Origin of the sequence: Clostridium chromiireducens (genome assembly GCF_002029255.1) — a bacterium.
GTDB classification, from domain to species: domain Bacteria; phylum Bacillota; class Clostridia; order Clostridiales; family Clostridiaceae; genus Clostridium; species Clostridium chromiireducens.
Genome location: NZ_MZGT01000024.1, coordinates 32,992 through 54,934, shown reverse-complemented (window position 1 = coordinate 54,934; position 21,943 = coordinate 32,992). Strand labels below are relative to the sequence as shown.

Sequence of the window (21,943 nt, the reverse complement as noted above, 5' to 3'; positions counted from 1 at the left end):
ATATGCCCCCCAAATATATTTATTATAAATTTAGCTCCCAACTTATTTTAATTCAGATACAATATATCAAATATATCTCCGCCTTCATAATAAATACAATTTACTTATCTACTCTGCTTATTAACCCCAACCAAATTATCTCTTTATCTTTTTAAACATTAAAAGTATTTTACCACACGACTTATTATATGTAAATATTTCAAGCTATTTTCAAATAAACACTTAATTTTTTTGATATTTTCTTATAAAATTATCAATTTTTAACCTTTTTCATGTTCTTCGAATATAATATATTAAAATAATTTTTAGGAGTTCCATATGATTTTTTTATCACCATTTTTATTCTCTATTTCTTCTAATACTGACAATTTATCTGTAGCTTTATCTTATGGAATCAAAAAAATAAATTTGCCTAAATCAAGTATGATTTTGCTTTCAATCCTGACATCAATTAGTACATTTATTTCAATGTATATTGGTAGATTAATTCAACCTTTATTTGGTTTTCGATTAGATAATATATTTGGAGGAGTTCTTTTAAGTTTTATAGGCGTATCTTTCATTGTTGAATACATTAAAATCGTGCAAAATCGCTCTGGATATGATATTTCTTACTTCTATCAAAGTCCTTTTGAATATAAAAATATATTAGATAATCCTATAATTATTGATTCAGATAAATCTAATCATATTGATATTAAAAAATGTATACGTCTTTCTTTAGCTATTGCAATCAATAATTTTTGCACCTCTTTTGCTGCAAGTATTACTGGCATTAATATCCCTCTTAGCGTATTTTTCTACTTCACGATATCAATATTGATGATTTATTTAGGCTACTATTACAATAATACAAGTTTAGGCAAATACTTAAAAAATCATGCATATTTAATTTCTGGAATAATATTAATTGTTTTGGGAATATATGAATCAATTATATAGTTAAAATAAGTCATAGATAGATCAAAAATTTTAATCTATCTATGACTTATATAATTATCTAAGTTTATTTAGATAAAAGTACTACTTAAATTATTAATTTATTTATTATTCATATCTTAGTGCTTCAATTGGATCAAGTTCCGCTGCTTTCTTTGCAGGATAGTATCCAAAGAAAACACCAATAAACATTGAAAACGAGAAACTAATTAAGATAACTACAGGTGACACCGTTGTTGCATATCCCATAGTTTTTGAAGCTAGAGTTCCCGCTCCTAAACCAAGCAATATTCCTAATATACCACCAATGGAACATATTATAATAGATTCAACAATAAATTGCATTTTTATATGGCCGCTTTTTGCTCCAAGCGCTTTTCTAGTTCCTATTTCTCTTGTCCTTTCAGTAACAGATACAAGCATTATATTCATTACACCAATTCCACCGACTACAAGTGAAATTCCTGCAATAGCAGATATAGCCAAAGCAACTGTCGTCATCATTGATGTCATAGATTCAAGCATACTTTCCATATTACTTGCTTGAGCTTCAAACTTTGGATTCTTCACATAAAGCTTTGATAAATAATCAGATACCTCACTTGTAAATGTTTGAACATCAACACCATCCTTAGCTTTTATTTGGAATGTCTGATAATTTTTATTTGTTGATGTTTTCTTCGTAACAGTTACTGGAACATATAACTCAGTAGTTAGATTATCATCAGATGAAGTTCTATTACCACCTTGGGCTTTATATTTATAAACGCCAATAATTGTATATGTGTGAATTGCATTTGATGTATATACTTTTATGTTCTGGTTTATTGGATCTACATTGCTTCCAAAGATTTTTGTAACCAATTTATCAGAAACAACTGCTACATCTTTTGCTCCATCAATATCATTTTGTGAAATATATCTTCCTTCTGAAATTTCTATATTTTTAACATCTTTATATCCAATATTAGTACCTATTGTACTTATATTTGAATATGTTGTATCATTTTTCACTTTTCCAGAACTACCGTTTTCAGACACACTTAGAGAACTAATCTTATCACTAAAATTTTCTTCTAATTCATTTATCTGTTGCATAGTCATTAGATCTGTATCCTTTGTACTACTGCTTGACTTTCCTTGTCTACCAGAACCGCCAGGCATGCCACCGCCACTTGCTGCTCTCATGGCACCGCCTGCTGGTATACCACCACCACCTTGTGGTGCACCTCCGCCAGTCTGTCCGCCTTGTCGACTGCTTTGGTTTCCATTTTGTCCATTCTTTGAGTTATTACCACTTGTATTATTTGAGTTTGTTTCATTATTTTTATTATTACCTGTACTGCTATTCTTATTATTTGTACCGTTATAAGTTGAATTACTTGTTGAACTTCTTTCTTGGACATTAACCGTAATATTAGTAGCACCCATTGACGCCATATTACTTGTCAAAGAAGATGTCATAGCATTTCCCACCGAAACAACACCTATTACTGATGCTATTCCTATTATTATACCGAGCATTGTAAGTAATGCTCGCATTTTATTAGCTCTAAGGCCTGCTACTGCAAGCAATATATTCTCCTTTATAAACATAACTCTTCCTCTTCTCGGAATCTTCTATAATATTTTTTATTTTCTTCTTCTGCTACTATGTTACCATCTTTTAGAGTAATAATTCTTTGAGTCTCATCTGCAAGTTCGTTATTGTGGGTTATTAGTACTATTGTTTTTCCCTCTTTTTCATGAATTTTATGAAATAGATCCATAACCATCCTTCCCGTTGCAGAGTCAAGTGCTCCTGTTGGCTCATCTGCAAGTATTATGCTCGGATCATTAACAAGAGCTCTGGCAATCGCTACTCTTTGTTTTTGTCCACCTGAAAGTTCATTAGGTTGATGAGACATTCTATCTTTCATTCCAACAAGTTCCAGTAATTGTTCTGCACGCTCTTTTCTCTCTTTTTTGCCCATTCCAGAATAGAGCATTGGTAATTCAACATTTTTCAAAGCCGAACTTCTCGGTATTAAATTATAAGTTTGAAATACAAATCCTATTTGCTTATTTCTAACTTCTGATAATCCATTGTCTGATATTTCATCAATATTTGTTCCATCTAATACATAATTACCTGAGGTTGCTCTATCAAGTGCACCAATAATATTCATCAAAGTACTTTTACCAGACCCTGATGTTCCAATAATAGACACAAATTCGCCTTCCTGTACTGTAATATCAATACCTTTTAATATATTTAATTCATTAGGAGTTCCGACGTAAAAGCTTTTCTTAATATTTTTCATTTCAATTATATTTTTCCCCACAAAACTCACCTCCTATTTATTTGTTTTTCGATTATACCCTTCTGTATTAATTGTTATAATGTCACCAACATGGTAAGATGCTGGATCAGTAAGTATAAACATTCCATCCGAAAGATCTGAACCATCAATTTCAACATTAGTAGCTGATTCTATACCTTTTGTAACTGATATTTCTTTAACAACATATTGTTTGTCTTGTTGTACTGCTACATATACTACATCTTGTCCTTTACTCTTTGTTACAGCTCCATATGGTACTGAATATACATCTTCCTTTTCATCTGTGATAATATTTACTACAGAATTCATACCAACTTTAACCTTATCGTTATGATCAGTTAATTGCACTTTGACATTAAATGATACATCGCTACTTGTCGAATTACTTGTTGTACTTGTAGATGTACTTGATTTGCCGCCACTTGTACTGGTACTGCTTGTACTTGCACTTGCAGTACTAGAAACAGGTTCTACACTAACAACTTTTCCAGCGATAATATCACTTCCTGACGCATCTGTTGTTATTTCAACTCTTTGCCCAACTTTAACTTTTGCTACATCTGTTTCATCAACGCTTGCATTTACTATTAAATTGTCTAGATTCTGTATTACAAATAATGCTCCTGAAGCTTGTACTCCAACTACAGAATTAACATTAGTTACAGTTCCATCAACAGTCGCAACTACTTGAGCATCTTGTAATTTCTTTTTCTTATCTTCATATGAAAGTCTACTACTTTTATCATTAGCACTTGCTTGAGCAGATTCATATGATGTTTTAGCCTCAGCTAATGATTGTTCAGAATTAACCTTTGCAGCTTCTAATGCTACGGAAGCTTTATCGTAAGCACCTTTAGCATTTTCATAATTAGTTTGTGCCGTATTTAAATCTTCTTTTGAAATTTCACCATTCTGAAACATTACCTTATCATATTCATAAGTTCTGCTTTTACTCTCCATATCAAGTTTTGCGCTATCAACAGATTTTTCTGCATTTATAACATCACTTTGTAAATTATTATCATGTAAATATTTTAGGTTTTCATATTTCTGCTTTGCACTAGCTAGTGATAATTGATTTTTTTGTTCATTTGCAGCAAGAGTTTGTTCAGATTCAGAAAGCTGTTCTTGTAAAGTAGACGTATCTATTGTTGCAAGAACATCGCCTTTTTTTACAACATCACCAATTTCAACGTTAATTGAAGAAACATTATATTCTAAATTTGAATAAATATTTGTAGAGTCTCCACTTTTTATCGCCCCTGATGAACCAATTGATGATGATATATTAGTTTTTTTAAGCACCATATATTTAACATTGCTTTGGTTTGTATTTGTTTTAGCAAACTTGACCTTATATATGGTAACACCTAATATTATCACTAGCACTAATGAGATAATACTTATAATATTTTTTTTAGTAAGGAACCTTTTCTTCATTATTCCTTTTTCTTGTATTTCATTATTTCCTAAACTTTTCTTATCAAATAATAACTTCAATTTAGTAACCCTCTTTCATTTCAATATACTTTAGATACTTTAGATAGCATTCATTTCTCTTATTAATAAAATCTGCATTATCATTATCTAAAGTTAATTTAGCAGCATCCATATCATTTTTTGAAACAAAACCATAATCATATTTTGTTTGAGTTATTTCATATTCTACTTGCTTTTGATTAATTACATCATAGCTGCTTTTCACTGAATTATATGAAGTTATAAGATCATTATATTTTGATTTAAAACCTGTTTCTGTATCATTGATCAGTTTTTTTAGTTCCATATTTGCATTGTCAACTTGATAATCGTAAACATCAGTATCGTCATCTTTATCATCTAAATCACTAATTTCATCATTTTGCACTTGTATTTCAATATTATTATCAAGCATTTTTTTCAAATCATCTTCATAATTTATCTTTGATATAACTTGAAAGTCTTGAGTTATATCTGTATTAAATATCACTTTTTCTTCTGGACTAATTCCTAAAGTATTGCACAGTTTAATTCTATCAAGCTCTACAGTATCCTTTGACGAAGCCGCATCATTAGTAGATGTGTTTCCTTGTAATAGAGAAGTGTATTTATTTTTCGATATAAATCCACTGTCATATTGAATTTTATATATCTGATCTTTTCTTTCATTTTGGTTTTTGGTCTCTTCTAATATGTTTTTTTGGGATAAGTCATATAAATAAGTAATATATGCTTGTTGGGCTGAGTAAACTTGATCTTCTACACCCTTATCATAATTATTCCTAGCTGTCTTTAAGTCATTTTTATATGATTCATATTTATCCTTATATGAATCATACTCATCCTTAGCCTTTTTATAGGCTACAGTATCGTCATTACCATTAACATCCTTATAATCTTCTTGTTTAGGCTCAGTCTTTGATGTATAGCTAGATTTAGCATCATCATAATTTTCTTTAGCAATTTTCAGCTTATTATCTAGAATCTTAATATCCAAATTATTTTCTGTCATAATATCCCTTATATTTTCTAAAGATACTTTAATAGTGCTGTCGTCTAATGTTTCTGCTGAACTGGTGTTAGCTGAATCAGCATATACCTTCTGTGTATTGAATGCTGAAATGCAACTTGATGCTATCAAAGTCATTATTAGAAAACTAATCAATGTTTTTTTCAATCTTGTCTCCTCCTCAATTTGTCATTATAAAATTTTGAATTATAATTTATTCCATTATAGTTGAAAATTCTAACTTTCACGTAACACATATCTAAACAAAGTATAAACCTATGTTAAATTTATGTTAAATTTGTTTAAAAAAATACTTATAACTAGCTTTAGCGAAACTTCAAGCCATCTAGTCATAAGCATAATTATCAAATTGTTTATATGTTGAATCTGTATCCAGCTCCCCAGACTGTTTCTATATATTCAGGGTTACTACTGTCTAATTCAATTTTTTCTCTTATTCTATTAATATGCACAGTAACTGTAGAGCTATCTCCTAGAGATTCTTCTCCCCAAATTCTATCTAATAAAGTATCCTTTGAAAATACAATATTGGGATTTGAAGCTAAAAAAACTAATAACTCAAATTCTTTATTTGCAAATTTAACTTCTTCCTCCCCAACATAGACTCTTCTCGCTTTCAATAGTATCTTAATTCTTCCAATTATAATTGAGCTTTTATCATTATCATTACTCTTTTCAACTGTTGTTAAACGTTCATACCTTGAAATATGAGCGTTAACTCTTGCAACAAGCTCGCTAGGACTAAAAGGCTTTACTATATAATCATCTGCTCCAATTCCAAGTCCCTGTATCTTGTAAATTTCTTCTTTTTTTGCAGTAACTAATAATATTGGAATCTCCTTAACTTCCCTTATTTCTTGGCAAATCTTAAAACCATCTTTACCAGGCAGCATAACATCAAGGAGAATTAAGTCAAATTCTTTATTTAATGCAAGCTCTAATCCTTTATATCCATCTTGAGCTATCTCTGTTTTAAACCCTGTTATTTCAAGATAATCTCTTTCTAATTCTGCTATGCTTTCATCATCTTCTATAATTAATATTGTTTTCACTATAATCACTCCAATTATCCCTTTTATAAAGTCATAAATTTCCAATCATTACTTAATTCAAAATTGTGATATACGCTATATAATAAAATTGGCTTAAAAATTAATTATTCGAGCCAATTTTATTATAATTTTTAGGAAGTGTTATTTTGATAGTTAGTCCCTGCATGTTATATGCTGATATTTCACCATCATGTGCTTCAACAATGTGCTTTGCAATAGCTAGTCCCAGTCCACTTCCTTCATTGGGTTTTGTACGAGAAACATCCCCTCTATAAAAACTTGTAAATAGCTTTACAAGCTCCTCCTCCTGAACGCCTCTACCATTATCACTAATTTCTATTACAACAAAATCTTCTTTCTCACAAAGTCTAATTCTAATAAAAGCTTTATTTTCCGCTTTATATTTCATACTATTATCCAATATATTAAGGAGAACCCTATTCATTTCTTTTTGATCAAGTTTTACCATAATTGAATTATTACAATTACTTTCAAATATAATTTCTACATCTTTGCCGTAAAATTCATTTTTTGCACATTCGTAAAAATTTAAAAGATAATTTTTAATACTTATAATATCAAACTTAAATGGGAATCTTCCTGTATCTAATTTTGAAAATAGAAATAAACTATCTACTAGTGCATCCATATCACAAGCTTTAGTATAAATAGTATTTAGATATTTTCTTTGCCTTTCAGGAGTATTTGCTACTCCATCTCGTAATCCTTCCACATACCCCTTTATAGCTGTTAATGGAGTACGCAAATCATGAGAGATTCCTACTACTAACTGCTTCCTGTTCTCTTCATATTTGAGCTGCATTTCAATTGAATCTTTTAAACGTAATCTCATTTCATCAAAATCACTGCATACTTGTTTAAATTCATCATCACCACCATAATACATTTCAAAATCAAGATTTCCATTCTTAATTTGTTCAGCCCCATAGCTTAAAAGTTCAAGAGGCACTACTAACTTTTTATAAAGTTTACTAGATAAAATGGCATTTGTCACAGTAACAACAATAAAAGATATAATAAAAACTATTACTATATAACTAATTACAAACATAGACATTTCATTTTTCATGTCAAATTTTAAAGGTTTGTAAGAAGAATTAATAGCAATTATATTTACGATTTTATTATCCTTCTTAAAGCTATTTTTAACTAAAGATGTTGTATTCATCTCTAAAACTAAAGAATGGGATTGAAAAAGTATATCATCTCCAATTATTGAAATAGCTTCTTTATCTTTATCCGTGATATTTGAGGATATTATTTCTCCGTCATAAGTTATTATCAAATTATATCCTCTTGGTTTAAGAAATTTTTGTAAATCTTCAGGTAACTGTGCAAAATCATCTTTATCTTTAAAATTTTTCATATCCGGTCTCAAATTCCCTTGGATCAGATATGCATTAGGGTCTCGTTCTCTCTCACTTGCAAATTTATTTTCATAAGCCTTTGAAAATGGCACGCTCATTATTAAAGCGATGATAAGAACAATCACCACTGGAATTATCAGCATAAGTATATTCGATATTGTAAGCCTTTTTTTTATTCTCATAAAAATTCCTCAATCAACTTTTTGCTTACAACTAAGCTTGATAAATCGATTTTACTTGGATTCTCAAGCAAAGAGTATTCCTTTATCCATATATTCCCACCAACTATTTTGTTTTCTTGAATTACTTCTGTCGGATTTTCATCATAGACTTCCTCTAAATCCTTGCTTTTTGTAAGAACAACAATTCTTCTACATGGTTCTTCGGACTCATCATATATATTAAAAAAACTATTGTATGAATCAAAACTTTTAACTGAAGTTACAATCTTTAAAAACAAATTATATTTTCCTGCTGCATCTTTTGCGTTAATATAAACTTTATCCATTATTCTTCTCTCCCAATTCATTAATATGTTAAATTATCTCATAGGGTAGTATTGATTTCAATATGGATAATTCTATTATCTAGTATTTAAATAGTTATATTTTTCAAATGTTAACAAAGTTATTATTTGCTACTTAATTTCTTCTAAATTAATATTTAATTTTCTTTTTAAATCTTCTATTTCATCTTTACTAAGATATCTCCACTCTCCAACGTCTATATTCTCAATATTTATATTAAGAATTCTGATTCTCTCTAATTTTGTTACTTTAAATCCAAAAGCTCCACACATCTTCCTTATTTGTCTGTTTAGTCCTTGAGTTAATATTATTTTAAATGAATTACTACTTATTCTGTTAACTTTACATTCTCTTGTTCTAATAAAATCTTTTTTGTTTTTTACATTTATATCTTTTAAATTAACTGCATTTATATTCCCCAAATCATCTCTAGATAGTAACGTATTTTTATTAAATTCATCTTTACAAACCCCTAGATTATCACTTATTCTTCTAATTCCCGAACTTACATTACTTAAAATATCAACCCCTTGAGATAATTCAGCAATAAATTCATCATTAAAGTCTCTATCCACCTCAACTATATATTCTTTTTCATGCATGTTCTCACATTCTAGAAGTTCATTAGCAAGTTCACCATCATTCGTTAAAATAATAAGTCCTTGAGAATCTTTATCTAATCTGCCAACCGGAAATATATATTGTGGATATTTCATGAAATGAATTATATTATCTTTATCGTTATTTTCAGCTGTACAAGTTATTCCAACTGGCTTATTTAGTGCGATATACACCTTTTCTTTCATTAGGATAGGCCTGTCATCAAGCAAGATTTCATCTGCATCTTCTACCCATTGGCCTAAAACACATAATTTCCCATTTACCTTAACTCGTTTTTCTTCAATTAATTTATTCGTTTCCTTTCTTGAGCAAATTCCGTAATTACTAAATAATTTATTAATTCTCATTTTATAAGTTTATCCTCTCAATATGAATTACTCATTTATCATTAATCAAATAATATGCTTTTAACTATAGCAAATGCTTCCCTAGTATAAGTTATAGGGATTAAATACCAAACAGTTGAACTTGAATAGTTACTATAATATACAAATCCATTTTTTCTAGCTAAGATACTACTTCTCAATGCATGAAAATCAGTTGTAATAATCTTAACATTTATTTGATCCATGTTTTTTTTACTGTAACCTTCTATTTTTTCTTTTGAATACTTGAAATTTTCATTTGTATCTCTAGATTTATCTTCAATTATTATTTTTGACTTGTCTACTCCTTTTTCCTGCAAATACTTACTCATAGCATGGGATTCTGGTATATTTTCATCCGAACCTCTTCCACCGGATAATACTATAATTGCACTGTTATTATCTTTTAAATAATCCAATGCTGCATCTAACCTGCCTTTAAGTATTGTGCTTGGAGTTGTTTTATTAGCTAGCCCTGCACCCAATACAATAATATAATCTGATTTTCTATCATCATTCTTAGGATAAGTAATTATTGCAGCCTCTATTCCCAAAAAGAATATTAAACCAATGTACATAAGAATCTTTGCAATTTTTAAATACTTACTCCAAAAGATGCTATTTTGATTTTTTATTCTAAGAAAATGAAATAAAATCAATAAAATACCTAAGATTAAAATTGGGAAACTAAATGCGACTTTTGCATCACTAATAAGGTTAATAATAATTATGTATGAAATCAGAAATACACCTAATACTGCATCCAAATATTTTTTCATTGTTGCCTCCTGCTTAGAAATCGTTATACATACATTCATAAATAAATATGTACATTAAAATAGGGAATAAGTTAGCATTTGAACCATACAATCTTATTCCCTATTAATATGTTTATATTTTTTTATTTTTTACTATTATTTAATAATTCCCCTATTTCTTCATTGGTGAATTCATATTTTGTGTTACAGAAATTACAAACAATTTCTTCTGTCTTTTTATCATCATATATTTCTTGAAGGGTTTCTTTTCCTATGGAAATTAATGCTTTTTCTACTCTGTCTTTTGAACAATCGCATTTATACTCTGGATTAATTGAATCTAAAATTTTTAGATCCATATCTTCAAAAATATATTCTAATACTTCTTCAATAGACTTTCCTTCACTAATTAGTGAAGTTATTGGAGGAATTTCTTCTAATCTATATGTAATTACGTCTGCAAGAAGTTCATCTGCTCCTGGCATCATCTGCACAATAAATCCACCTGCTGCTTTTATAGATAAATCCCTATCAACTAATACACCAAGAGATACTGCAGATGGTGTTTGTTCTGATACAGTAAAATAATATGCAAAATCCTCAGCAATTTCTCCTGTTTGTATTGGCACTTGTCCTATATAAGGATCCTTAAGACCTAAATCTTTTATTACATATAAAAGACCATCAGTTCCAACAGCCCCTCCAACGTCCAATTTTCCTTTATCATTAAGAGGTCTATCAATATACGGATTACCTATAAAACCTTTTACAGATGCATCATTGTGACCTGTAACAGTTATTCCATTCACTTCACCATTTCCATTTATTTTTAATGTAATAACCTCTTTATCATTTTTCAGAGTAGTTCCCATTAGTGCTCCAGCCGTTAACATTCTTCCAAAAGCGGCCGCAGCTACCGGTGTACACTCATGTAATTTACTTCCCTCATTTACCAATTCAGTTGTAATTCCTGCAATTATTCTAACCATTCCATTTTTAGCAGTTGCCCTAACTATTTTATCTTGCATTGTTATTTCATCTCCTATTTATATATTATTTGCTTAAGACATAAAGTATTCTTTCACTATTTTCTTTAACTTCATTATTAGAGTATCCTTCAAATTTAGAAAGGACTTTAAATTTACACTCTTTCAAAATTTGCTCGATATAATGTTCAGTATATGCTCTTTCAAAATGTTCTTCTTCGAATTTTTCATATAAACCTGTTTCATTCCTAACAAAAAATGTTAAAAACATGTTTAATATATCTTCTTCAAAAGAATTCTCCCATGTATAAAAAATTTCTTCTGAACTATATGTATATATATTATTTCCAAGAACTGTAGATAATTTATAATATGAATTAACATCAAAAATAAACAATCCATTATCTTTTAAATGTTCATATACATTAGAAAAGTAGCTAAATAACTCTTCATCTTCAGTTATATAATTTGTGCTGTCAAGAACAGATGTTATAAGATCAAATTTCTTATTTAAATTTAACTCGCACATATCCTGACATATTACTTTAGCTTTAATCTTATTTCGTTTAAATTTATCAAAAGCTATGTTTAGCATATCATTTGATAAATCTACTGCATATATATTCTTAAAGAATTTAGCTACATTTATTGCAACATTACCTGTTCCACATGCTAAATCTAAATAGTCTTCAAAATATAAATTATTTTCATTGCACAATTCTATAATCTTTTCTGCAACTTTTTCATAATTAATATCTTCATATATTAATTCATCATATATATTTGCAAACTCTTTATATGCCATATAATTTATCACACCCTTAATAAAGTATACTAATTCATCTAGTATATTATATCGTAATTATTTACTTAGTCAAATTAGCCACTCTTTCCAGGTTTTATTTTGTATTCTTTTTCTTTCTTTTGGCCATAATTCCACCTATCCTTCCTGTTTCCACAGAGGATAAACCTCCCCATCCTTCACTTTTAACTTTATCAGTTAATCCTAGTTCCTCAGCTATTTCATATTTGATTTTTTCTCTCATCTTTTCATCTGCTGTTAACTCTTTATTAGCTTTAATTTTTGCTTTTATTATTTTTTTTACAGATTTGTTATTACTCATATTCAATCCCTACCATTCTTAGTAATTTTTATGCTTCTACAACTTTTTAGTTAATCTTTTGTTTTAAATAACATTTTCTCTTCACTAACTCAAACTTATCAGCTTAACTTAAAATTCACTTTAAGAGTCAAACTATATTAATTTATTATTTCCCTATGCTTTGGTACTATTCTTAATAAAAAGATTTCCTTTAAAATTTCTATATTTTAATTATTTTTAATTACAGATTCGGTATTACTATTCAATTTTATGGTATAAATATGCACAATCATGTGCTATTGACACCCATTTTGCCAATTAGTGGCATATTATTCAATTTTGAATAGTTTTTTTCAACTTATTTTGCTCATTCACTTGATATTTATTCAATATTTAACTATAGTATTTGTATATATAAAAATTATTATAAATAAATTTAGGAGGGATTATTGTGTATAATGTTGCAATAGTTGGGGCTACTGGAAATGTAGGAAGAAAGTTTTTAGAAATCTTAGAAGAAAGAAATTTTCCAGTAAATAATTTATATCTTTTCGCATCAAAAAGATCAGAAGGAATTACTTTACCATTTAAAGGAAAGGACTATGTGGTTGAAGAAACTTGTGAAAAGAATATAAAAAATAAAAAAATAGATTATGCACTATTTTCAGCAGGTGGAGAGGCTAGTAAAGTATTTGCACCTATTTTTGCACAGTATGGGGCTGTAGTAATTGATAATAGTAGTACTTGGAGAATGGATCCTGAGGTACCACTTGTAGTGCCTGAAGTTAATCCAGAAGATATTAAGCTTCATAAAGGAATAATTGCAAATCCAAATTGTTCAACAATTCAAGCAATGCCTATAATGAAAGCATTAAATGATAAATACGGAATTAAGAGAATAGTTTATTCTACATATCAAGCTGTATCTGGTGCTGGTGTCCAAGGTATCAAGGATTTAGAAGATGGCGTTAAAGGAATTGCACCTAAGAAATTCCCTTACCCAATAGCTGGTAATGTATTACCTCATATAGATGTTTTCTTAGAAGATGGCTATACTAAAGAAGAAGAAAAAATGATTAAAGAAACAAGAAAAATACTTCATGAGCCAAATTTAAGAGTAACTGCGACAACTGCTAGAGTTGCTGTACTTAATGCTCACAGTGAAAGTATCAATGTTGAACTTAATTCAGAATTTGATATAAAAGATATCTTTGAATTATTAGGAAACACTCAAGGTGTAACTGTATATGATAATGTTAAGGAATTAAAATATCCAACAGCTCTTGAAATGTCTGGTAAAGATGATGTTTACGTTGGAAGAATCAGAAGAGACTTCAGTGTAGATAACGGATTAAACTTATGGGTTGTTGCTGATAACATAAGAAAAGGAGCAGCTCTTAACGCTATTCAAATCGCAGAAATAATGATTAAAGACAACAAATAGTTTGTAGTAATTAAGTTGGAGGAATCTAAATGTCAATATTTCAAGGCTCAGCTGTAGCTATAGTTACCCCATTTGATGAAAATGGGGTCAATTATGAAAAACTAAGATCACTATTAGAATGGCACGTTCAAGAAGGAACTGATGCTATTGTAATTTGTGGTACTACAGGTGAAGCAACTACAATGACAGAAAAAGAGAAAAAAGAAACTATTAAATTTACAGTTGATGTAATAAATAAGAGGATACCTGTAATCGCAGGTACTGGATCGAATAACACTTCTTCTGCCATATCTATGAGCGAATATGCAGAAAGTGTTGGAGTTTCAGGACTTCTTGTTATTACTCCATATTATAATAAAACATCTCAAAATGGTTTAATAAAGCATTTTAAATCTATAAATGATGCAGTGAAAACTCCTATCGTACTATACAATGTACCAAGTAGGACAGGAGTTAATATTACTCCAGCTACTCTAGTTAAACTTGCTGAATTAAGTAATGTTGTTGCAATAAAAGAAGCTAGTGGAAACATTAGTCAAGTTGCACAAATGAAAGCATTATGCAGAGATACCATAGATATTTATTCTGGGAATGATGATCAAATCATTCCAATAATGTCTCTTGGTGGAATAGGAGTGATATCTGTTTTAGCTAATATAATGCCAAAAAAAGTTCATGATATAGCTTTAAATTGTTTAAATGGTAATTTTAAAAAAGCTTTGGATATTCAATTAGATACTTTATCTTTAGCTAATACTTTGTTTATAGAACCAAATCCAATCCCAGTTAAAACAGCCATGAATCTTATAGGACTAGATGTTGGTCCTTTAAGACTTCCTCTTTGTGAGATGGAACATCACAATGAAGAAATACTAAAAGCTGCTTTGATAGATAATAAATTGATGTAAGGTGATAAGATGATTAAAATAGTATTAAATGGTTGCTCAGGTAAAATGGGTAAGATGATTACAGAGTGCGCTGATAAATTTAAGAACTTAGAGATAGTTGCTGGAATTGATAAATTCCAAACTAATGCTCCGTATCCTATTCTTGAAAGCGTTCAAGATTTAAACATCGAATATGATGTTTTATTAGATTTTTCAAGAGCCGATGCTCTTCATAGTCTTTTAGAAATAACAGAAAAAACTAACAAACCATTAGTAATATGTTCAACTGGTTTTACACAAGAAGATTTAGCCCTAATAGATGAAAAGAGTAATACTCTTAAGCTATTTAGATCAGGCAACATGTCTTTTGGTATTAATTTAATTAATTCTCTTTTAAAGAAAGTAACTCCTCTACTCTATGGAAACTATGATATAGAAATAATAGAAAAGCATCATAATCAAAAAGTGGATGCTCCAAGTGGAACTGCAATTATGCTTGCTGATTCCATAAAAAACTCTATAGAAGATACAACAAAGTATATCTATGGAAGAGAAGGAAATTCCAAAAGAGAAGAAAATGAAATTGGTATACATGCAGTTAGAGGCGGCGGTATCATTGGAGACCACGATGTTATTTTTGCCGGAACTGGTGAAGTAATAGAATTAACTCATAAAGCAATTTCAAGAGAAGTTTTTGCAGTTGGTGCTCTAAAAGCATGTGAATATATGGCTTCTGTGACTAATCCAGGTTTATATGACATGAATGACGTTATAGGAATTGAATAAATTAGTTACTAACCAAAACAAATAACTGTATTCTTGTTTCTAGGAATTTAGATGGCTGATTCAATAATAATGACCATCTAAATTCCACTGAAACACACTACTCAATATATCACTTATTTTTAGTATCTAAGTATTTACATACCATCTCTGTCTATTATTAAATATTCTAATCTGCTATTTATTTTTACTACGAAGATTGTGACTGAATTGTTTAATACGTATTATACCATTCGTTCTACACTTTTTTCTACTATAGCCACCATATCACTTTCAGCTCCGAGACTGAAGTTAAAAAGAATACCTTGTCCTCCTCCAGAACCAATTGCAGAAACAAAAATATCCCTACCGTTCCCTACTACCGTTAGGCTTAGACTTGCTCTATTGCCATTTCTCATAAAATATTTATCATATACCCTAACTGCTACATTGGTATCTCCAGAAGTGTAGTTGCTTTTATCCACTAAATTCATAGTTATTCCACTACCAGCAATATCATTTTCTAAACGATAAAGTACTTTCTCAAATTGACCGCTAATAGTCTTTTCATACTTTGCCATAATGACTCCTCCATAATATTAGTTTAATATTTTACTACCATAATTAATTATAGCATATTTTAAAATATCACATTACTCAACTTTCAAAGAACATTTTTATAATTTACTGCACAAAATCTTCATTTCATGCACATTATCAGATCAATTGGTATATTTTAACAACGTTTAATAGATTATCATATGAAGTATATTTCCTTATCGCTAATAAGTATTGACTAAAAATATGAATAAGTGTATTATAGATAAATACAGTCTGTAATATCTTATTAATAGTACATGGAGGATTAGTATGAAATATACCAAAGCTACTAATTATGCATTACATATAGTTGCATATATGATTAAGTATGATAAAAGAGATAATTTAAGTTTGCAGCCTTTGGCAACCCATTTAAATATTGCGCCGAGTTATTTGTCAAAGATTCTAACACAGTTAGTAAAAGCTGATATAATTCAATCTACTCCTGGTGCAAATGGTGGTTATGTTTTACGTAAAAGCAAAGAAGATATTTCACTTTTAGATGTAATTAGGGCAACAGAAGGAAGTAGCCCTATGTTTACGTGTGAAATGGATGAAAATCATGAATGCAAAATCCAAAAAGCAATGGAAGAAGCAGAGAATATGATGGAAACTTATCTTAAAAATAAGAAACTATTTGAAATTATATAAAAACACCTTAATTTCATAAGTGTTCTTATACTTTAATTATAGATAAATACACTCTGTAATGTATTTGATTGAAGTATTTATATTTTGATTATAAATAGTTTATTACTAATGTTTAATCTAAAATATGATTTATACTAATAATAAAATTATAAAGGAGATGTTTATATGTCAGAATTCTGGGAAAAAAGTTTTGCAGAAAAACAAGCAATGTGGGGCTTTGAGCCATCAAGCACTGCAATTATAGTAGCAGATTACTTTGCTCAAAATAATCTAAAGGATATCTTAATACCAGGTATTGGATATGGAAGAAATGTAAAACCATTTATTGATAATAACATGGAGGTTACAGGAATCGAAATTTCTCAAACGGCAATTAATATAGCAAGGCAAAATGGAATTAATAATAAAATTTATCATGGATCAGTATCAGATATGCCTTTTGAAAATAAACTCTATGATGGTGTAGTTAGCTTTGCACTTATTCATTTGTTAAATGAATATGAAAGAAAAAAGTTTATTAATGATTGCTATAACCATTTAAAACCAGGTGGATATATGATTTTTACGGCTGTTTCAGAAAAAGCTCCAATGTATGGTAATGGTACGAAGCTTGCTGAAAATTATTATGAAACAACATATGGGGTAAAACTGTTTTTCTATAATTCTAAGTCAATACAGAAAGAGTTTGGAAATTATGGTCTTGTAGATTTTGTAGAGATTGATGACATATATAAGGATAATCCAGATAAACCTCCAGTAAACTTTTTAATGATAAAATGCAGAAAAAAGATATAAAGCTGATAAAGTTCTGAGATAAAATCATAGAATATAGATAAAACCTATTATAGGATAATCATATAAGAAAATAAAAAAATAGAACAAATGTTGTTCTATTTTTTTATTCTAAATCTATCCGCTAAATTATAATTTATCTTTAAATTAATCCTTATAACATATTTTTAAAACATCATACTACTCAATTCTCAAAGAACAAGCTTTATTTACCGTTCCCAATCTCAGCTTCACATTATTAGCCTAATTAGAATCATTACAACATGTCCAATTATATAAATAACGAGAAGTCATCTCTTACTTGTACAACTGATAATTGTATTTATTCAGCTATAAGTCCCTTTATTTTTTCGACTATATAATCAGTATTAGTCCAATGAATATAATGACTAGAATTATGCAATGTTTCCTGAGAACTATAGTTTGACCAATTTAATAGTTGTTGCTGAGTTTCTTCCCAACTTTCTCCACTATCGGAGGATATCATAACTAATGGAATATTATAAAGATGCCCATTCTCCACTACTTCCCTAGCATTTTCATTTATATTTTTAATATATTCTAAATTGCTTGTATTGCCCAGATATTTATAATACATAGCTATATCTATCTTCTTTATATCACCTGACAGCGCATTATAACGTAAATTCTCACCAAGCAAAGGGAGTTTAATGCCTAAATTTCCAAGTGCTCTTGCGATTCCTATTACTCTTAATCCAGCACTAAATCGATTTAATATATATGATTTTATCTCAGAGTCATTTGCATAAAATTCTGGACTTCCTCCATCTAGCAAAACAATTCCTTTAACTTCAGCAGGGTATTTTTGTGCAAAGCTGATTACTTCCAAAGAAGCCAACGAATGTCCCACTAATATATAAGGTGATGATTGTCCTGATTTTTCAAGCAGTTCATGTAGCTCCTCAGTTAATACATCGATTGTTCTAGGTACATCAGTTTTTTCACTCCATCCAAATCCTGCCTTGTCAAAACTTATCGTTCTTACATACGGCTGCAGTTTCATTTGTATTCCATAAAAATCCGTAAACGAACTTGGTGTTCCAGATCCTGCTACAAAAACAACTGTATTGCTACCACTTCCTGTAGAATGTATATACATATTATGATTGTTAATATCAAATACTTCTCCATGAGGTGATAGTATATTTGTTTCTTTTTCAACCATTATTCTCTGCCAGACCGCTCCAATTAAGAGAATCATTATGATAAAGATGATAACTTTTTTTATTCTTAATTTTCTTTTACTTATACTTTTTTCAACTCCATCCATATTGTTCTCCTTTGATAAAAATTGAACTATAACATTTGTTAATTGTTTTTCATATCTTATTTGAAATATTCAACAATAAATCGCAGAACTTATCATTTTCGGTATGCTGAGGAAAATGCGCTGAATTCTCAAACCAAATAAATTCTTTATATGGAGCTTCTAATATCTCATAGTATTTTCTTACCAAAACTGATGGGGTAGTATAATCATATCTTCCAGCACAAAAATAAACCGGGATATCTAATTTTCTTACATCGTTAAATAAATTGAACTCATTATTTGTTCCCCATAATTTTTCTGCTGAAAGCTTATTTCCAAACGCATATTTTATTGCATCTAATCCATTGGATTCAGGTGAGAGTAATGATCCTTTAATTACATCATTTATCACATTAACATCATGTTTAAATGGAGAGTATTTCTTTATAATATTTTCCTGCTTTAATGTAGAATTTATAACATCTCTATATGGTGGACTCCCCATACTTTCTAAATCATTTAATGCACTATTATCTAGAAATCTTTATTTCGATTGTAAAATTTCCATTACACATATATTTATTCACCCTATCTACATTAAAGCTCTTTGTTTGTCACTTCCTCATGAATTCTTTGTATTAGTTCTTCTAATTCTAAAATTCCTTCATCACCATTTTTTCTGCTTCGCATAGATATTTTATTCTCAGCTTCTTCCTTTTCTCCAACAACTACGATATAAGGAATTCTTTCATTTCTAGCTTCTCTTATTTTGTAACCTATCTTCTCACTTCTAAAATCTATTTCAACTCTTATTCCAGCTGCACTTAATTCATTCTTAACTTTTACTGAATAATCGCTGTATTTATCTGATATAGGTAATACTTTAACCTGTACTGGTGAAAGCCATGTTGGAAACTTGCCAGCAAAATGTTCTATTAGTATTCCAATAAACCTTTCTATACTTCCAAATACAACTCTATGAATTACTATTGGCCTATGCTTTTCTCCATCACTTCCAATGTACTCTAATTCGAATCTTTGAGGAAGTTGAAAATCTAATTGAATTGTTCCACACTGCCATGTTCTTCCTATACTATCTTCAAGATGGAAATCTATCTTAGGTCCATAAAAAGCTCCATCACCTTCATTTATTTTGTAATCCAAATTTAATTCGTCTAAAGCACCTTTTAATGAACTCTCAGCAAGTTCCCAATCTTCATCACTTCCCATTGAATCTTCTGGTCTTGTAGAAAGTTCAAGATTATATTTAAATCCGAACTTTGAATATACCTTATCAATAAGGTCTATAACGCCTTTAATTTCTGATTTAATTTGACTTGGAAGCATAAATATATGAGCATCATCTTGTGTAAATGCTCTTACTCTCATAAGTCCATGCAATGCCCCTGAAAGTTCATGTCTATGCACTCTTCCAAGCTCACCAACTCTCATTGGGAAATCTCTATATGAGTGAGGCTCAGATTTATATATAAGCATTCCACCTGGACAGTTCATTGGCTTTAGAGCAAATTCTTCTTCATCAATCATTGAAGTATACATATTTTCTTTATAATGATACCAATGGCCTGAAGTTTCCCATAACTTTTTATTAAGCATTATTGGTGTTTCTATTTCTACATAACCTGCTGCATAATGAAGATCTCTCCAAAAATCAATTAAAGTATTTTTTATGACTACTCCTTTAGGAAGCATAAATGGAAACCCTGGTCCTTCATCTGCAAAAGTGAATAATTTTAATTCTTTTCCTAATTTTCTATGATCTCTCTTTTTAGCTTCTTCTAAATTATGCAGATGAGTTTCTAATAAAGTTTTATTTGAAAATGCCACTCCATATACCCTTTGAAGCATCTTATTTTTTTCATTTCCTCTCCAATACGCACCTGCAACACTTATTAATTTAAAAGCTTTTACATATTTTGTAGAAGGAATATGAGGCCCTCTGCAAAGGTCAGTATAATCTCCCTGTTTATATAAAGTTATTTTTTCACCTTCTGGAAGATCTGAGATTAACTCTACTTTATATCTTTCTCCTTTTTCCTCCATTAGCCTTATTGCTTCTTCTCTTGAAACATCCATTCTCTCAAAACTTAAATTTTCACTTATTATTTTGTTCATTTCTGCTTCTATTTTAACTAAGTCTTCTGCTGTTAAAGAATTTTCCATATCAAAATCATAATAAAAACCATTTTCTATTGATGGGCCTATAGCAAGTGTTGCATTTTTATAAAGTCTTTTTACTGCTTGAGCCATAATATGAGAAGTAGAATGTCTTATTACTTCAATTGCTTTTTCATCATCATATGTTAAAATATTCACCTCATCATTATCTTTTAGTTTGGAGCTTAAATCCACTATGGTTCCATTTACTTCCCCCACTATAGCAGCTTTAACTAAATTTTTGCTGATTAATCCTGCAAGGTCATAAATGCTAGAGTCTTCAGGAATTTCTTTTATTGATCCATCTTTAAGTCTTATATTTATCATAACTTTTTACCTCCTTTTTTCTAAACCAATTTGCGTTTCTATATAAATATTCTTAATTTTTTGTACAAAAAAAGCACTCCTCCCAAGCCTTGGGACGAATGCATAATATCCGTGGTTCCACCCAAATTGAATTTATAATAACTCAATTCATCTCTATAATTTTTAACGATTTTCACCGATGGCATTTCACAAAATTTTGCTAATAAGCCATAGCTCCAGGGTAGTTTTTCTTATAGTCATATTTAGGAATGCTTACAATCGGTGACACTCCCTCCCTGAAAACTGTAGTCTATAATACTTTTCCCTTTCATTGCCCATCTAATATTTATTTTTTAAAAGTTACGTGCACTTTACTCTTATTAAGAATAAATATTACCACTTTTTTATCCTTTTGTAAATATCTTTATTTTATTTCAATTTCATGGGCCCGTTATCTTTTATTTCTGTAATTTTTTAATTT

Annotated in this window: 22 protein-coding genes and 1 other annotated feature; of the genes, 6 read left to right on the top strand and 16 right to left on the bottom strand. The window is 29.4% G+C overall.

The genetic code is table 11. The annotated features are described in order from the left end of the window. The first annotated feature begins 318 nt into the window (after positions 1-318). Positions 319-942 (top strand): manganese efflux pump, encoded by a 624-nt coding sequence (locus CLCHR_RS10395; RefSeq protein ID WP_079439648.1) that lies wholly within the window; start codon positions 319-321, stop codon positions 940-942. Positions 943-1,047: 105 nt separating this feature from the next. On the opposite strand, the gene CLCHR_RS10390 is transcribed toward CLCHR_RS10395, so the two are convergent. The 12 genes from CLCHR_RS10390 to CLCHR_RS10335 all read right to left on the bottom strand — a co-directional run bounded on the left by CLCHR_RS10390 (position 1,048) and on the right by CLCHR_RS10335 (position 12,593). Next, the gene (locus CLCHR_RS10390; protein ID WP_079439647.1) at positions 1,048-2,535 is read right to left on the bottom strand and encodes an ABC transporter permease; all 1,488 of its coding nucleotides are present in this window, start codon (positions 2,533-2,535) and stop codon (positions 1,048-1,050) included. Beyond that, entirely contained in the window at positions 2,526-3,263 is a 738-nt protein-coding gene (locus CLCHR_RS10385) for an ABC transporter ATP-binding protein (RefSeq protein WP_079439646.1), read from the bottom strand. Before CLCHR_RS10385 ends, CLCHR_RS10390 begins: the two co-directional genes overlap by 10 nt. A gap of 12 nt (positions 3,264-3,275) precedes the next feature. Then, on the bottom strand, positions 3,276-4,763 hold the full coding sequence (locus CLCHR_RS10380; protein ID WP_079439645.1) for an HlyD family secretion protein: 1,488 nt from the start codon (positions 4,761-4,763) through the stop codon (positions 3,276-3,278). Between the two features lies 1 nt (position 4,764). After that, positions 4,765-5,919: a TolC family protein gene (locus CLCHR_RS10375; protein ID WP_079439644.1), complete on the bottom strand. Its 1,155-nt coding sequence runs from the start codon at positions 5,917-5,919 to the stop codon at positions 4,765-4,767. Between the two features lie 206 nt (positions 5,920-6,125). After that, complete coding sequence (locus tag CLCHR_RS10370; protein WP_079439643.1) at positions 6,126-6,824, bottom strand: response regulator transcription factor; 699 nt, start codon at positions 6,822-6,824, stop codon at positions 6,126-6,128. A gap of 100 nt (positions 6,825-6,924) precedes the next feature. Beyond that, entirely contained in the window at positions 6,925-8,394 is a 1,470-nt protein-coding gene (locus tag CLCHR_RS10365; protein WP_079439642.1) for a sensor histidine kinase, read from the bottom strand. Beyond that, complete coding sequence (locus tag CLCHR_RS10360; RefSeq protein WP_079439641.1) at positions 8,391-8,720, bottom strand: hypothetical protein; 330 nt, start codon at positions 8,718-8,720, stop codon at positions 8,391-8,393. Before CLCHR_RS10360 ends, CLCHR_RS10365 begins: the two co-directional genes overlap by 4 nt. Positions 8,721-8,849: 129 nt before the next feature. Then, the gene (locus tag CLCHR_RS10355) at positions 8,850-9,707 is read right to left on the bottom strand and encodes a pseudouridine synthase (RefSeq protein ID WP_079439640.1); all 858 of its coding nucleotides are present in this window, start codon (positions 9,705-9,707) and stop codon (positions 8,850-8,852) included. A 41-nt stretch (positions 9,708-9,748) separates the two neighbouring features. Beyond that, positions 9,749-10,504, bottom strand: coding sequence for a YdcF family protein (locus CLCHR_RS10350; RefSeq protein WP_079439639.1), 756 nt, complete (start codon positions 10,502-10,504; stop codon positions 9,749-9,751). A 122-nt stretch (positions 10,505-10,626) separates the two neighbouring features. Beyond that, the gene (gene hslO, locus CLCHR_RS10345) at positions 10,627-11,511 is read right to left on the bottom strand and encodes an Hsp33 family molecular chaperone HslO (RefSeq protein WP_079439638.1); all 885 of its coding nucleotides are present in this window, start codon (positions 11,509-11,511) and stop codon (positions 10,627-10,629) included. A gap of 25 nt (positions 11,512-11,536) precedes the next feature. Then, positions 11,537-12,274 (bottom strand): class I SAM-dependent DNA methyltransferase, encoded by a 738-nt coding sequence (locus CLCHR_RS10340; RefSeq protein WP_079439637.1) that lies wholly within the window; start codon positions 12,272-12,274, stop codon positions 11,537-11,539. Positions 12,275-12,368: 94 nt separating this feature from the next. Further along, on the bottom strand, positions 12,369-12,593 hold the full coding sequence (locus tag CLCHR_RS10335) for an alpha/beta-type small acid-soluble spore protein (RefSeq protein WP_079439636.1): 225 nt from the start codon (positions 12,591-12,593) through the stop codon (positions 12,369-12,371). Between the two features lie 430 nt (positions 12,594-13,023). On the opposite strand from CLCHR_RS10335, the gene CLCHR_RS10330 reads away from it, so the two are divergent. Genes CLCHR_RS10330 through dapB form a run of 3 tightly spaced genes read left to right on the top strand, consistent with a single transcriptional unit; the run spans position 13,024 to position 15,689 of the window. Further along, positions 13,024-14,016, top strand: a complete 993-nt coding sequence (locus CLCHR_RS10330) for an aspartate-semialdehyde dehydrogenase (RefSeq protein WP_079439635.1) — start codon at positions 13,024-13,026, stop codon at positions 14,014-14,016. A gap of 29 nt (positions 14,017-14,045) precedes the next feature. Further along, on the top strand, positions 14,046-14,924 hold the full coding sequence (dapA, locus tag CLCHR_RS10325; RefSeq protein WP_079439634.1) for a 4-hydroxy-tetrahydrodipicolinate synthase: 879 nt from the start codon (positions 14,046-14,048) through the stop codon (positions 14,922-14,924). A gap of 9 nt (positions 14,925-14,933) precedes the next feature. Next, positions 14,934-15,689: a 4-hydroxy-tetrahydrodipicolinate reductase gene (gene dapB / locus CLCHR_RS10320; protein ID WP_079439633.1), complete on the top strand. Its 756-nt coding sequence runs from the start codon at positions 14,934-14,936 to the stop codon at positions 15,687-15,689. A 221-nt stretch (positions 15,690-15,910) separates the two neighbouring features. Here the strand turns inward: dapB and CLCHR_RS10315 are convergent, their stop codons facing one another. After that, on the bottom strand, positions 15,911-16,246 hold the full coding sequence (locus tag CLCHR_RS10315) for a DUF6054 family protein (RefSeq protein ID WP_079439632.1): 336 nt from the start codon (positions 16,244-16,246) through the stop codon (positions 15,911-15,913). Between the two features lie 289 nt (positions 16,247-16,535). Here CLCHR_RS10315 and CLCHR_RS10310 point away from each other — a divergent pair, with 289 nt between their 5' ends. Beyond that, positions 16,536-16,916, top strand: a complete 381-nt coding sequence (locus CLCHR_RS10310) for an RrF2 family transcriptional regulator (protein WP_079439631.1) — start codon at positions 16,536-16,538, stop codon at positions 16,914-16,916. Between the two features lie 165 nt (positions 16,917-17,081). After that, a complete protein-coding gene (locus CLCHR_RS10305) occupies positions 17,082-17,711 on the top strand; it encodes a class I SAM-dependent methyltransferase (RefSeq protein ID WP_079439630.1) in 630 nt (209 codons plus the stop codon). 319 nt (positions 17,712-18,030) lie between these two features. Here CLCHR_RS10305 and CLCHR_RS10300 read toward each other — a convergent pair whose 3' ends face one another. The 3 genes from CLCHR_RS10300 to thrS all read right to left on the bottom strand — a co-directional run bounded on the left by CLCHR_RS10300 (position 18,031) and on the right by thrS (position 21,483). Next, positions 18,031-18,999: an alpha/beta fold hydrolase gene (locus tag CLCHR_RS10300; protein WP_079439629.1), complete on the bottom strand. Its 969-nt coding sequence runs from the start codon at positions 18,997-18,999 to the stop codon at positions 18,031-18,033. A 49-nt stretch (positions 19,000-19,048) separates the two neighbouring features. Beyond that, positions 19,049-19,483 carry an alpha/beta fold hydrolase gene (locus CLCHR_RS10295; protein WP_079439628.1) on the bottom strand — a complete coding sequence of 145 codons (435 nt, stop codon included), beginning with the start codon at positions 19,481-19,483 and terminating at the stop codon, positions 19,049-19,051. Between the two features lie 92 nt (positions 19,484-19,575). Beyond that, positions 19,576-21,483, bottom strand: coding sequence for a threonine--tRNA ligase (gene thrS, locus CLCHR_RS10290; RefSeq protein WP_079439627.1), 1,908 nt, complete (start codon positions 21,481-21,483; stop codon positions 19,576-19,578). Positions 21,484-21,570: 87 nt separating this feature from the next. Next, positions 21,571-21,803, bottom strand: a binding site (T-box leader). Positions 21,804-21,943: the final 140 nt, after the last annotated feature.

What these genes read in the sequence shown, in the direction of transcription:
- CLCHR_RS10350 (WP_079439639.1), bottom strand. Translation starts at nt 10,504, where the DNA reads ATGAAAAAATATTTGGATGCAGTATTAGGTGTATTTCTGATTTCATAC.
- thrS (WP_079439627.1), bottom strand. Translation starts at nt 21,483, where the DNA reads ATGATAAATATAAGACTTAAAGATGGATCAATAAAAGAAATTCCTGAA.
- CLCHR_RS10300 (WP_079439629.1), bottom strand. Translation starts at nt 18,999, where the DNA reads ATGGATGGAGTTGAAAAAAGTATAAGTAAAAGAAAATTAAGAATAAAA.
- CLCHR_RS10395 (WP_079439648.1), top strand. Translation starts at nt 319, where the DNA reads ATGATTTTTTTATCACCATTTTTATTCTCTATTTCTTCTAATACTGAC.
- CLCHR_RS10340 (WP_079439637.1), bottom strand. Translation starts at nt 12,274, where the DNA reads ATGGCATATAAAGAGTTTGCAAATATATATGATGAATTAATATATGAA.
- CLCHR_RS10390 (WP_079439647.1), bottom strand. Translation starts at nt 2,535, where the DNA reads ATGTTTATAAAGGAGAATATATTGCTTGCAGTAGCAGGCCTTAGAGCT.
- CLCHR_RS10365 (WP_079439642.1), bottom strand. Translation starts at nt 8,394, where the DNA reads ATGAGAATAAAAAAAAGGCTTACAATATCGAATATACTTATGCTGATA.
- CLCHR_RS10355 (WP_079439640.1), bottom strand. Translation starts at nt 9,707, where the DNA reads ATGAGAATTAATAAATTATTTAGTAATTACGGAATTTGCTCAAGAAAG.
- CLCHR_RS10360 (WP_079439641.1), bottom strand. Translation starts at nt 8,720, where the DNA reads ATGGATAAAGTTTATATTAACGCAAAAGATGCAGCAGGAAAATATAAT.
- dapB (WP_079439633.1), top strand. Translation starts at nt 14,934, where the DNA reads ATGATTAAAATAGTATTAAATGGTTGCTCAGGTAAAATGGGTAAGATG.
- dapA (WP_079439634.1), top strand. Translation starts at nt 14,046, where the DNA reads ATGTCAATATTTCAAGGCTCAGCTGTAGCTATAGTTACCCCATTTGAT.
- CLCHR_RS10295 (WP_079439628.1), bottom strand. Translation starts at nt 19,483, where the DNA reads ATGGGGAGTCCACCATATAGAGATGTTATAAATTCTACATTAAAGCAG.
- CLCHR_RS10335 (WP_079439636.1), bottom strand. Translation starts at nt 12,593, where the DNA reads ATGAGTAATAACAAATCTGTAAAAAAAATAATAAAAGCAAAAATTAAA.
- hslO (WP_079439638.1), bottom strand. Translation starts at nt 11,511, where the DNA reads ATGCAAGATAAAATAGTTAGGGCAACTGCTAAAAATGGAATGGTTAGA.
- CLCHR_RS10310 (WP_079439631.1), top strand. Translation starts at nt 16,536, where the DNA reads ATGAAATATACCAAAGCTACTAATTATGCATTACATATAGTTGCATAT.
- CLCHR_RS10305 (WP_079439630.1), top strand. Translation starts at nt 17,082, where the DNA reads ATGTCAGAATTCTGGGAAAAAAGTTTTGCAGAAAAACAAGCAATGTGG.
- CLCHR_RS10315 (WP_079439632.1), bottom strand. Translation starts at nt 16,246, where the DNA reads ATGGCAAAGTATGAAAAGACTATTAGCGGTCAATTTGAGAAAGTACTT.